Source organism: Streptomyces barringtoniae, from assembly GCF_020819595.1.
GTDB lineage: Bacteria > Actinomycetota > Actinomycetes > Streptomycetales > Streptomycetaceae > Streptomyces > Streptomyces barringtoniae.
The window spans coordinates 79,608-91,268 of sequence record NZ_JAJHNP010000026.1 but is presented as its reverse complement, the minus strand read 5'-3'; the positions used below and the strand labels follow the sequence as shown (position 1 = coordinate 91,268).

Annotated in this window: 9 protein-coding genes; 1 reads left to right on the top strand and 8 read right to left on the bottom strand. The window is 71.5% G+C overall.

Annotation, left to right across the window (positions count from 1 at the left end):
• Window positions 1-27: 27 nt before the first annotated feature.
• The 3 genes from LMU33_RS35420 to LMU33_RS35410 all read right to left on the bottom strand — a co-directional run bounded on the left by LMU33_RS35420 (window position 28) and on the right by LMU33_RS35410 (window position 5,564).
• A complete protein-coding gene (locus LMU33_RS35420) occupies window positions 28-1,062 on the bottom strand; it encodes a glutamate ABC transporter substrate-binding protein (RefSeq protein ID WP_228625263.1) in 1,035 nt (344 codons plus the stop codon).
• A 14-nt stretch (window positions 1,063-1,076) separates the two neighbouring features.
• Window positions 1,077-2,513, bottom strand: a complete 1,437-nt coding sequence (locus LMU33_RS35415; protein ID WP_372478117.1) for a GlnX family signal transduction membrane protein — start codon at window positions 2,511-2,513, stop codon at window positions 1,077-1,079.
• 171 nt (window positions 2,514-2,684) lie between these two features.
• Complete coding sequence (locus LMU33_RS35410; protein WP_228625179.1) at window positions 2,685-5,564, bottom strand: NACHT domain-containing protein; 2,880 nt, start codon at window positions 5,562-5,564, stop codon at window positions 2,685-2,687.
• Between the two features lie 3 nt (window positions 5,565-5,567).
• On the opposite strand from LMU33_RS35410, the gene LMU33_RS35405 reads away from it, so the two are divergent.
• The gene (locus tag LMU33_RS35405) at window positions 5,568-6,140 is read left to right on the top strand and encodes a hypothetical protein (RefSeq protein ID WP_228625177.1); all 573 of its coding nucleotides are present in this window, start codon (window positions 5,568-5,570) and stop codon (window positions 6,138-6,140) included.
• A gap of 58 nt (window positions 6,141-6,198) precedes the next feature.
• Here LMU33_RS35405 and LMU33_RS35400 read toward each other — a convergent pair whose 3' ends face one another.
• Genes LMU33_RS35400 through LMU33_RS35380 form a run of 5 tightly spaced genes read right to left on the bottom strand, consistent with a single transcriptional unit; the run spans window position 6,199 to window position 11,624 of the window.
• Window positions 6,199-7,173, bottom strand: a complete 975-nt coding sequence (locus LMU33_RS35400; RefSeq protein ID WP_228625175.1) for an N-acetylglucosamine kinase — start codon at window positions 7,171-7,173, stop codon at window positions 6,199-6,201.
• A complete protein-coding gene (locus tag LMU33_RS35395) occupies window positions 7,164-8,429 on the bottom strand; it encodes a 6-phospho-beta-glucosidase (protein ID WP_228625173.1) in 1,266 nt (421 codons plus the stop codon). Before LMU33_RS35395 ends, LMU33_RS35400 begins: the two co-directional genes overlap by 10 nt.
• 7 nt (window positions 8,430-8,436) lie before the next feature.
• Window positions 8,437-9,330 (bottom strand): carbohydrate ABC transporter permease, encoded by an 894-nt coding sequence (locus LMU33_RS35390; RefSeq protein WP_228625171.1) that lies wholly within the window; start codon window positions 9,328-9,330, stop codon window positions 8,437-8,439.
• Between the two features lie 2 nt (window positions 9,331-9,332).
• Complete coding sequence (locus LMU33_RS35385) at window positions 9,333-10,274, bottom strand: carbohydrate ABC transporter permease (protein ID WP_228625169.1); 942 nt, start codon at window positions 10,272-10,274, stop codon at window positions 9,333-9,335.
• A gap of 3 nt (window positions 10,275-10,277) precedes the next feature.
• Complete coding sequence (locus tag LMU33_RS35380; protein ID WP_228625167.1) at window positions 10,278-11,624, bottom strand: ABC transporter substrate-binding protein; 1,347 nt, start codon at window positions 11,622-11,624, stop codon at window positions 10,278-10,280.
• Window positions 11,625-11,661: the final 37 nt, after the last annotated feature.

The window sequence follows — 11,661 nt, the reverse complement described above, 5'->3', positions numbered from 1 at the left end:
TGCTTCGGGTTTCCGGTCGGACATGGCTCAACTCGTGCGCAGATACTGCGGCGCGGGCGGCTTGGACGCGCTCGAGTCCTTCCCCAGTGTCGCCGACAGCCACTTGTCGTACGACGCCTGCCAGCCGCCGGTGCGGTAGCCCACCAGAATGCGATTGACCCGGCGTACCAGATCGGAGGCGTCCTTCTTCATCGCCACGCCGTAGTACTCGGTGGTGAACGCCGCGCCCTTCAGCTCGACGGTCGGGTCCTGCGCGGCCTGGCTGGCGGCGAGCGCGCCGTCGGTCACCACCGCGTCCACCTCGCCGAGTTGCAGCCTGACCAGGCAGTCGAGCTGGTTCGGGACGGTGGCGGAGATGTCCGCCGAGGCGGGCAGGGTGCCGTCCTTCCGGTCGGCGTCCAGCTTGGTGTACGCCGTCGAACCGGCCGCCGTGCAGATCCGCTTGTGGGCCAGGGTGCTGTTGTAGCCCGTGACGGACGACGACTTGGGCGCGAGGACCTGCTGCCCGGTCTTGAAGTAGGGGGCGGAGAACGCCACCTGGGACAGCCGGTCGCAGGTGATGGTCATGGTCCGCACGACCATGTCCACCCGCCCGTCCTGTATCGCGGAGATCCGCTGGCTGGTCGGGATCGCCTTGAACTGCACCGCGTCCGGGTCGCCGAGGATGTCCTGCGCGATCCGGTGCACCAGGTCGATGTCGAAGCCCTCCAGCTCCGCGCCCTGGGTGTTGGGGTTGCGGTAGCCCCAGTGGTAGCTGTTCTGGTCCACGCCGACGATCAGCTTGCGCTTGGCGCCCGTACGGGCCTTGATCGCGTCGATGGTCGGGCCGTCCGCGCCGGACGGCGAGAGGGTCTGGTCCTGCGCCCCGGAGGGCGTGCAGTCCGTGGCGCGGGCCTGCACACCGCTGGCAACGGCCTGAGCGGCCCGCTCCGGACGGTGCCGCGGCGCCTGCTGGGTGCAGGGCAGCAGCAGGACGAACGCCAGCGCCAGCGCGCACAGCACCGCCATCGCGCCGACCCCGCCCCAGCCCCGCAGGGAGGCCCGTACACGCGCCGCGTACATCGTCATGCCCCCTGTCACCGGTACTCCGAAAGCCTGCGGCCGATGCCGAGCAGCGCGCCGGCCGCGCCGAGCACCGCGAGCACGGCCGCGCCGACCGGCAGCCCGGCCATGGCGTCCCGGCCGTCGCCGGCGGCCCGCTGGAACTCGGCCTGCTCGTGGTCGATGGCCCGGGCGAGGTTGGCGTCGACGCTGTCGAAGCACTCGCCGGTGGCGCCCTTGGCGCCGATCACCTTGTCCAGCGCCTGCTGGTAGTTGCCGTTCTCGTCCTCGGTGCGGGCGGCGGTGTGGCGCTGTTTCCACACCGCCATGTTGCCCTCGGCCGCCTTCACCGGTGTGCTGCCGCCCTGGTCGTCGGCGAGTTTCGCCGCCCGGGCCAGGCCCGTGCCGAGGGTGGTCATGTCCTTGTCGAAGTCGTGGTAGTACGCGTCGTACGTCTGCCCGTCGACCGTGACGGTCTCGGCGCCGCGCGCCACCAGGCTCAGGTTCTCGTTGCCGCGTGCCTTCAGGGACGCGATCCGGGCGTCGTGCAGGACGGTCAGCGAGCGGATGCCGTGGTCGTAGGAGCCGTTCAGCTCCGAGCGGGCCACCGCGTGCCCGACGACCAGCCACAGCAGGGCGACGGTCGTGGCGGCGGAGGCGGCGACCAGGCCGTGGTTGAGGACGCGGTTGGTGCGCCGGTAGGTGCGGTTCTGGGCCCAGCCGAGCCCGGCGAGCGAGAGCACACCGAGCGCGATGGCGACCCACGGATACGGTGTGGCGTCGCCGTAGTCGGCGGCCAGCCGCTGGTTCTCCTTGGTGTAGAGATCCTCCGCCGCCGGGAGCATCTCCTTCTGCATCTTCTCGTTGGCGTAGCGCAGATACGCGCCGCCGACCGGATAGCCCTGCCGGTTGTAGGTCCGCGCCCGCTCGATGAGCCCCTTGTACTCGGGCAGCAGCGTGTTCAGCCTGGCGATGGTCGTCTCGGAGGCGGAGCCCGGCTCGGCGTTCGCGGCGGCCGTCACCAGGCCCGCGGCGGCCGTCCGGATGTCCTTCTCGTACCGGTCCCGGGACGCCGCCGTCTCCTGACCGCCGGCCAGGAACCCGCTGGAGGCGGCGGTGTTGGCGTCGGCCAGCGACCGGTAGATGTCCGCCGCGCCTGAACTGAGCGGCTGGCTGCGGTGCAGCACGTCGTCGGCGGCGGCCGCCCGCTCACTGGCCTGCCAGGCGGTGGCCGCGCCGAACGCCACGACCAGCAGCGCCAGTACGGCCCCGATGATCCGCAGCCGCCCCGGCTCGGTGGTCGTCGCGTCCCGCAGCCGGTCGACCCCCTCGGCGAACGCGGTCCGCCGGGCCGACGGCGCGGGGGAGCCGGTGCGGGCCGGGCGGGAGGGCTGTGCGGGGATGCCGGGGGCGGCGGGCAGGCCGGGGCCCGCCACCGGTGGCGCTGCCGTGCTCTTCGGCGGGTGTGTCACTCGACCTCCCCCATGGTCATCCGTTCGCCGCCCAGTATCACCGCCCGGACCGACATCCGCACCGGCCTTCACTGGATCTTGATCGGATCGCAGCGTGCCCGACGGCGCGCACCGCGCGGCGCACCACCCCTTGTCGATGAACACGCCGGTTGCGGCGGATCGGTTCCGTGATCAGGGCGAGGTACCGGCGCGGGTACGAAGTCCTTCGCGCACGGCGAGGCGCAGCAGGCGTTGCATCGGTTCCGCCGGGTCGGAGGGCTCACCCGCCGGGGCGTCGTAGTCGATCTCGAACAGGACGTTCCGGCAGAGGAGAACGGCGCGGGCCGTGGCTTCGCCGGATCCCGGCTCGACGTGCTCGTGCCGCCAGTCGCAGGGGGTGGCCGAGGGATCGGCGTGGGCCCGGGTACCCGGCCCGGTCGTCAGCCCGGCGAACACGTCCTTCGCGATCTCGGCGCCGCTCCTGTCGGGCGTCGGCGTCTCCGCGTCGGTGGCCAGCGCCAGTCTCGAGGCGTTGGCCTCGGTGTGCCAGCTGCACCACCCGTCGTCGTCGCGGGGCCACGGCGCATAGAGGCCACCCATGTTCCGCGCCGCACGGTCGCGTACCGGAGCTCCGTGCAGGGCCGAGGTGACCGTCGGCCCGTCGAGGAGCGAGCAGGCCGGCGCAGGGACGGCATAGGGGCCGGCAGGCCGGCGGACCTGGCTGACGGACGCCGGGACGGTGGCGCTGCCGACGGCCAGCACCACGCCCGCCAGCAGGGGAGCGGGCCACCGGCGCAGCAGCCGTACGGCACGCGGGTGCGGGCGGGCGCGGACCCCGCCGTCCCGTGCGGGTGGTGCTTCGCCGAGCAGGTGCTCCTGCAACCGCGCGTGGCGGAACTGGAACACCCCGCCGGACTGGCGCAGCACCCCGCGCGCGTGGGCGTCCTCCAGGAAGGCCATCGTCCGCCAGGGCAGCCGGCCGGTGGCCGCCAGGACGACGCGCCCGGCGGCGTGGCGGCCCCATGCCGTGTTGGTGATCCCGTGCACGACGGTGATGGCAAGGACGCCCGAGAGCAGGGTGGCCCACGCCGCCGGGCCCGTCACCTCGGCTCCCGCGTGGTCGCTCCAGGTGTCGAGGATGAGGACGGGGAACAGCACCACCGCTTCCAGGCACCACCGGCGTGGCCCGGTCACCGAGTGGTTGACCGCCAGGGTCAGGGTGGACACCCGGTCGGCCCGCAGCAGGGAGCGGGGAGTGGCCGACGCCACGTCGGTCGGCATGCTGGGTGCCGCACGGACGACGAACAGCACCCCCAACGCGATCGCCACGGGGACCGGGAAGCCGGCCGGGTAGGGGTCTTTCTCGGTGGGGATGCCGGTCAGCCAGGCGAAGCCGACCCCGGCGGCGCTCGCGGCGGCGCGCCGGAGGACGGTGGGCATGCGCCGGCGCAGTTGCAGACGTGCGGGGACGGGCTCGGTGGCGTGGACGTCCACCAGGGCGACGAGGAGGGGAAGCACGCCGAGCACGGCCAGCGCGGCCCAGGGCGGCAGCGTCATGCCCCACCACCGGATCGTTCCGTGCGGCGGCAGCGCTGCGGTGAGGGCCACCGCCGCGCCGTAGACCAGCGTGACGGCCACCGCCGTAGCGGCCTTCGCCTGTCCGGGATACCAGCGCCACCAGGCGAGTTCGCCGCCGGGAGCGCCGTGCCGGGCGGCGTCCCGGGCCAGCCGGCTCAGGTGGCGTTCGGCGTCCTCCGCGCGCCAGCGGGGTGGTTTCCCCACATCGGGCGGCGGCGTGTAGACGGCCGGGACCAGCCGGGCGATGAGGTGTTTCTCGATCCTGGCCCGGGTCGGGAACGCGGCCGTGTCCAGGAGTTCCGCCGGGTCTGCGGCCGTCTCGCCGTACACGGCCAGAGCCAGCCCGAGCATCAGCGGCGACGACAGTACGGCGCGCAGCCGCAGGGCGTGCGGATCGTCGCCGTCGCGCATACGGGCGAGCACGGGTTCCCACAGCGGGGTGCCGTCCGACCGCGTCCGCCGGGTGCTGGTCCTCAGGTACTGGCTCAGCTCCCGCACGGTCAGCGGCCGGAGTGTCACTGCCGCCGCGCCGCTGAGTACGTCGGCCCGGCGCACCGCGTTCCGGTACTGCTCGGTGCGGCTGGTGAGGATCAGGTGGGTGTGTTCGTCCAGGCTCTCGTTGAGCGTGCGCAGGGCCACGGACCGCCGTTCGGCCGGCATTTCGTCGAGGCCTTCGAGGATCAGCAGGAGCCGCTCGGGGCGGGCGACCTCCTCGGCCAGCGTGGTGCCGAAGCCGGTCGGTGCCGCCAGTTCGGGGTGTTCGGTGGCGAGTCGCCGCGCGGCCCACCGCCACAGGCCGGTGTCGGCCGGGTTCCAGGAGGCGAGGGGGAGGATCACGGGAACCCGGTCGGCCGGCTGCCGTCGCTCGAGCAACCGCAGGCCGAGCCGGAGCGCCGCGACGCTCTTGCCCGCGCCCGGCTCGCCCAGGATCACCAGCCGTCCGGACGGCACCAGGCCGTAGAGCCGGTCGATCTCCGTGACATCCCCGTCGAGGGGCAGGGGCTCGTCGCTGCGTTCGCCGGTACGGATGGCGGACCAGTGGTCGAACAGGGCGCGCTCGGCGGTCCGGCACAGCACGGGCAGCAGCCGCGGTCCCTGGACGCGGCGGGCGATCGCCTCGTCGCGCCACCGCGCGGTCTGTTCCCGGGCGAGTCCGGCGAGCACGCCGTTGACCGTGGCCCGCAGCGCGTTCTCGTAGCGGCCGCGGGACAGCTGCCGGCACTGCCAGGTCACCCATCCCACCGAGTGCGCCGTCATCAGCAGCGCGAGCCCCGTGACGACCAGCCAGGGTGCCTTCCGGCCGGTCGAGGCGGTGAGCCCCGTGCTGAGCAGGAAGCCGCCGGAAGCCACCAGGGCCGCCGTGACCGCGCAGCGCCGCAGAAACGCCCAGCGGGACAGGGGCGTCAGCTGGAAGGGAATCCCGTAGAGGTGGACGCGGCCGATGGAACCGGCCTGAATGACGGTCTCCGCGTCACCGTGGAAGGTGTTGTGCACGTCGTGGCCGCTCCCCCCGGCTCGCCCCACGTCTCGCGCACCTCCGCCGTCTCCTGGCCGAGCACGATAGCCCGCGTCGCCGGTGTGCTCCAAGTAGGCTGGAACACCCGGGAGTTCGCGCCGGGAACGGCGGGAAGCGGCGACACGAAGGGAGGCGGCGTGGAGGCCGAACTGACTGCGCTGGCCATGTCCGGGGCGACGACCCTGGTCCAGCTGATGGCGGGCGACGCATGGGCCACGGCCAGGAGCCGGGCGCGGGCCCTGTTCGGGCGTGGGCGGGCCGACGAGGCGCGGGCGGCGGACGCGGAGCTGGAAGAGGCCCGCGCCGCGGTCGTCGCCGCCGCGGACAGCGGTGACCGGGCGGCCCTTGCCGAGATCGAGTCCCGGTGGCAGGCGCGGCTGCTGCTCCTGCTCCGAGAGGATCCGGCGGCGCAGGCCGGGCTGCGCGCCCTGATGGCGGCGGCAGAACACTCCACGGAACCGGGCACCTCCGTGCACAACACCATCAGCGGAGGCGACATCCGCGGCCCCGTCATCCAGACCGGCACCATCGAGGGCGACCTCCACTTCGGCTGACGTACCCCGCCGCTCTGCCCTGCCCCACCCTCGCCGGCCGGAGGACGGGTCCCGGTCCTCAGGGCCGCTCCCAGTGCCCCCGCGCCCGCTCCCGCGCCTGCGGGCCCGCGCCCAGGCGGTCCAGGCCCAGCAGGGCCGCGCCCAGGACCGGGCTCGCCGTGACCACGCGGACGTCGGCCTTGGGCGCGCGGGCGGTCAGCAGGTCGCGGATGCCGTCGTCGAGCAGGGCGTGGCCGGCGGTCAGCACGCTGCCGCCCAGCAGGACCGGCGTCTCCTCGTCGAGCAGGTCCAGGCGCGTCAGCGCCACCGTGGCCATCACCGCGACCTCCTCCGCGAGCCGGGCGACGATCGAGCGGGCCACCGCATCGCCCTCGGCGGCCGTCGCGAAGAGCACCGGGGTCAGCTCGTGCCGGCGGTCGTGGCCGACGTGCTCCAGGTGCAGCGCCTCGATCAGCGCGTACATCGTCGTCAGGCCGAAGTGGCCGGGCAGGGTGCGGGCGAGGGCCGTCGGCCCGCCCCGGCCGTCCTCCGCGCGGGCGGCGAACCACAGCGCCTCCTCCGCCAGGCCCCAGCCCCCGCCCCAGTCACCGGAGATCCGGCCGATGGCCGGAAAGCGCGCGGTACGGCCGTCGGGGCGCATGCCGACGCAGTTGATCCCGGCCCCGCACACCACGGCCACCCCGCGCGGCTCGGCGACTCCCGCACGCAGGATCGCGAAGGTGTCGTTGCGCACCTCCACCGACGCGCCCCAGCCGCGCGCCTGGAGCGCCGTCGCCAACTGCTCCTCCTCGACGGGCAGATCGGCGTTGGCCAGGCACGCCGAGACATGCGAGACGGACGTGACGCCGGCGTCCGCGAAGGCGCGCCCCACCGGTTCGGCCAGCGCGTCCACCGCCGCCCTCACCCCCACCGCGGGCGGGCGGAAACCGCCGCCGCGGGCGGTGGCCAGCACCTCCCCGGCGGCGGTGACCACGGCCACGTCGGTCTTGCTGTTTCCGGCGTCGATGGCGAGGACGGTCTGGGTCAGGCCCACGCGAGGTGCTCCCGGTTGTGTGCGATCAGCTGGTCGGTGAGGGCGTCGGCGTACGCGTGCTGCCCGATCAGCGGATGGGCGAGCAGGGCGCGGAAGACGCGGTCGCGGCCGCCGCGCAGCGCCGCCTCCAGGGCCAGGTCCTCGTACGCCGTCACGTTCGCGATCAGGCCGGCGAACAGGGGGTCCGGCTCCGGCACCGGCAGCGGGGCCGGACCGGCCGGGCCGACCGCGGCCTGGACCTCGATCACCGCGTCGTCGGGGAGGAAGGGCAGCGTGCCCTTGTTGAACGCGTTCACCACCTGGTAGGGGCTGCCACCTCCGCCCAGCAGGGCCGCCGCCAGGTCCACGGCCGCCTCCGAGTAGTACGCGCCGCCGCGCTTGGCGAGCAGCGCCGGCTTCTCGTCCAGGGCCGGGTCGCCGTACATCGCCAGCAACTCACGCTCCATGGCGGCGACTTCGGCCGCCCGGGAGGGCTTGGTGCGCAGTTCGCGTACGACCTCGTCGTGGGCGTAGTAGTAGCGCAGGTAGTAGGAGGGGACCACGCCCAGGCGGTCCAGGAGGGGGCGCGGCAGATGCAGGTCGTCGGCGATCGACTCACCGTGCTCGGCCAGCAGCTTGGGCAGGACGTTCTCGCCCTCCGGGCCGCCCAGCCGTACCCCCGTCTCCCAGGTGAGGTGGTTGAGTCCCACGTGCGCGAGATGGACCTCGGCCGGGGCCACGCCCAGCAGCCCGGCGAACTTCCGCTGGAAGCCGATCGCCACGTTGCACAGTCCGACCGCCCGGTGTCCGGCCTGGAGCAGGGCGCGGGTGACGATGCCGACGGGGTTGGTGAAGTCGATGATCCACGCGCGCGGGTTGGCACGGCGGACCCGTTCGGCGATGTCCAGGACGACCGGGACCGTGCGCAGCGCCTTGGCCAGGCCGCCCGCGCCGGTGGTCTCCTGGCCGACGCAGCCGCACTCCAGCGGCCAGGTCTCGTCCTGCTCACGGGCCGCCTGGCCGCCGATGCGCAGCTGGAGCAGCACGGCGTCGGCGCCGTCCACGCCCGCGTCCAGGTCGGCGGTGGTGACGATCCGGCCGGGATGACCCTGCCGGGCGAAGATCCGCCGGGCCAGCCCGCCCACCAGCTCCAGGCGCTCCGCGGCCGGGTCCACGAGGACGAGTTCCTCGATGGGCAGGGTGTCCCTGAGGCGTGCGAAGCCGTCGATGAGTTCGGGGGTGTAGGTCGAGCCTCCGCCGACCACGGTGAGTTTCATGTCGTGGTTAACCCTTCACTCCGGTGAGCGTGACGCCCTCGACGAACGCCTTCTGGGCGAAGAAGAACACGAGGATCACAGGGGCCATGACCAGCACGGTCGCGGCCATCGTGAGGTTCCAGTCGGTGTGGTGGGCGCCCTTGAAGGACTCCAGGCCGTAACTCAGGGTCCAGGCGCCGGGGTTCTCGGACGCGTAGATCTGCGGGCCGAAGTAGTCGTTCCAGGCGTAGAAGAACTGGAAGAGGGCGACGGCCGCGATCCCCGGCCTGGCCATGGGCAGGACGACCTTCAGCAGGGTCCTGAGGTCTCCGCAGCCGTCCACCCTCGCGGCGTCCAGGTACTCGTTCGGGATGGTCATCAGGAACTGGCGCAGCAGGAAGATGGAGAACGCGTCGCCGAACGCCATCGGGATGATCAGCGGCCACAGCGTGCCGGACAGGTCCAGCTGCTTCGCCCAGAACAGGTACATCGGGATGATGACCACCTGCGGGGGCAGCATCATCATCGAGATGACCAGCATCAGGGACAGGTTCCGGCCCCGGAAGCGGAACTTGGCGAGCGCGTACGCCACCGGGATGGACGACACCACGGTCAGGACGGTGCCGAGGCCGGCGTAGATCAGGGTGTTCTTCCACCAGGTGAGGAAGCCGGGTGTGTCGAAGACCTTCCGGTAGTTGCCCCACTCCCAGGTGTGCGGGATCAGGTCGCGGCTGAGTGCCTGGGTGTCGCTCATCAGCGAGGTCAGGAAGACGAACACGAACGGCAGGGTGAAGAACAGCGCGGCGGCGACACCGAGGGAGTGGATCGCGATCCATTCGAACAGCGTCCTGCGCCGGGCGGTGCGCTCGGCGGCCGAGGGCGGTGTCCCCAGCTTCACCGGCTTGTCCAGTACTTGGGTCATGGTCAGTCACCTGCCTGGATGAGACCGCCCCGGCGCCGCATCAGGAACCCGGTGAACACCATCGACAGGGCGAACAGCACCAGCGCCACCACACAGGCCGAGCCGTAGTCGAAGCGCTGGAAGCCGAGGTTGTAGACGAGCTGGGGGAGGGTGAGCGTGGACTTGTCCGGGTAGCCGGGCTCGAACTGGGTGCCCGCGCCCTGGATCACCCCGGAGGCGACCTTCCCGGCGATCAGCGGCTGGGTGTAGTACTGCATGGTCTGTATCACGCCGGTGACGACCGAGAACATCACGATCGGGGAGATGTTCGGCAGGGTGACGTACCTGAACCGCTGCCAGGCCGAGGCCCCGTCCAGTTCGGCCGCCTCGTACTGCTCGGTCGGCACGTCCAGCAGGGCCGCCATGAAGATGACCATGAGGTCGCCGATGCCCCACAGCGCCAGCAGGGTCAGGGCCGGCTTGGACCAGGTGGGGTCGTTGAACCAGCCGGGCGCCGGGATGCCCACCTTCTGCAGGATCGAGTTGACCGGGCCCGTACCGGGGTTGAGCAGGAAGGCGAAGGCCATGGTCGCGGCGACGGGCGGGGCCAGGTACGGCAGGTAGAAGAGGGTGCGGAAGACCCCCGTGCCCGTCTTCATCTTCGTGATGAGCAGGCCGATGCCGAGCCCGAAGACGACCCGCAACGACACCATCACCAGCACCAGCCACAGCGTGTTGCGCAGGGCCGGCCAGAAGAGCGGGTAGTGCTCGAAGACGTAACGCCAGTTCTTCCCGCCGCTCCACGTCGGCGGCCGGAAGCCGTCGTAGTGCATGAAGGAGAAATAGACCGTCGAGATCAGCGGATACGCGAAGAAGACCGCGAAGCCGATCAGCCAGGGCGACATGAAGGCGAGGGTCCTGAGCGCCGACCGGCGGCGCTTCGACGCCAGAGTGACCGTACTCATCGGCTACTTCGCCTGCGCGATGTCCGTGTCGATCTGCGCGGCCGTCTTCTTCAGACCGGCCTTCAGATCGGTGGCCTTGCCGCTTTCGTAGTCGTAACCGAACTGCTGGATCGTCACCAGGTACACGCCGCCGTTGATCGAGGCGGGACTGGTGGTGGAGGCCGGATTCGCGGCGATGTCGAGGAACGTCTTGAAGCGCGGGTCGTACTTCAGCTTCGGGGACTTCAGCGCGGCCAGCGTGGAGGGGACGTTGTGGATGTCGTTGGCGAAGCCGACCACCGCGTCCGTGTTCGTGGTGATGTACTTGACGAATTCCCAGGCCGCGTTCTGCTTGTGGCTGGTGGCGGCGATGCCCGCGATGGTCCCGGTGATGTAGCCCTTGCCGTACTGTGCCGCCTGGTCGTCGGGCACGGGCAGCGGGGCGACCCCGATCTCGAACTTCGGCTTGGCCTGTTCGGCCATCCCGAGCCGCCATTCGCCGTCGAGCTGCATGGCGACCTGACCGGTGTGGAAGGGGTGCTTGGGGCCCCATTCGTCACCGAGGGTCGAACGGAACCTCTCCAGTTTCTGGAATCCACCGAGTTCGTCCACGAGCCGCTTCTGGAGTGCGAAGCCCTTCTCGAACGCCGGGTCCGTGGCGACGTCCGACTTTCCGTCCTTGCCGAAGTACGTCGGTGAGAACTGCGCGAAGTAGTGCTCGGTGGTGGTCTCCCAGCCGTGGTAGTCCGGCATGAATCCGAGCTGCTTGTAGCCGTCGCCCTGGGTGATGGTCAGCTTCTTGGCGTCCGCCTCGAACTCGGACCAGGTCTTCGGCGGATTCGCGATACCGGCCTTCTGGAACGCCGTCTTGTTGTAGTAGAGCCCGTACGCGTCACCGAGCAGCGGCGCGGTGCAGCGGTTGCCGTCGAACTGGGTGTATTCGTTCATCGGCTTCGGGAACGTCTTCCCGGGGTCGATGCCGGACTTCCTGAAGAAGGGGTTGAGGTCGACCAGCGCACCCGAGGAACAGAACTTGCCCACATTGTTGGTGGTGAACGAGGAGATCACGTCCGGTGCCCTGTCACCACCCGAACGCAGCGCCTGGTTGATCTTGTCGTCGGTCATGTTGCCGACGATGTTCACGTGGATGTTGGGGTGCGCCTTCTCGAAGCCGGCGACCAGGGACTTGACGGCCTGCACCTCGTTCGGCGCGCTCCAGGCGTGCCAGAAGTTGATCGTGGTGTCCTTCGAGGCGTCGTCCGTGGCACCGGAGCCCGACTGCCCGGTACAGGCGGTCGCGGTGAGGAGCAGGGCGGAGGCGGTCAGGGCGAAAGCCGCTTTTCGGGCGACTTCGGGTATGGCTGTGGGCATGGCGAGGTCTCCCAGGGACGGGCGAACGGGAAGAGGA

Excerpts from the sequence above, each read along its gene's own strand:
- LMU33_RS35420 (WP_228625263.1), bottom strand. The coding sequence starts at position 1,062 with ATGTACGCGGCGCGTGTACGGGCCTCCCTGCGGGGCTGGGGCGGGGTC.
- LMU33_RS35395 (WP_228625173.1), bottom strand. The coding sequence starts at position 8,429 with ATGAAACTCACCGTGGTCGGCGGAGGCTCGACCTACACCCCCGAACTC.
- LMU33_RS35390 (WP_228625171.1), bottom strand. The coding sequence starts at position 9,330 with ATGACCCAAGTACTGGACAAGCCGGTGAAGCTGGGGACACCGCCCTCG.
- LMU33_RS35385 (WP_228625169.1), bottom strand. The coding sequence starts at position 10,274 with ATGAGTACGGTCACTCTGGCGTCGAAGCGCCGCCGGTCGGCGCTCAGG.
- LMU33_RS35380 (WP_228625167.1), bottom strand. The coding sequence starts at position 11,624 with ATGCCCACAGCCATACCCGAAGTCGCCCGAAAAGCGGCTTTCGCCCTG.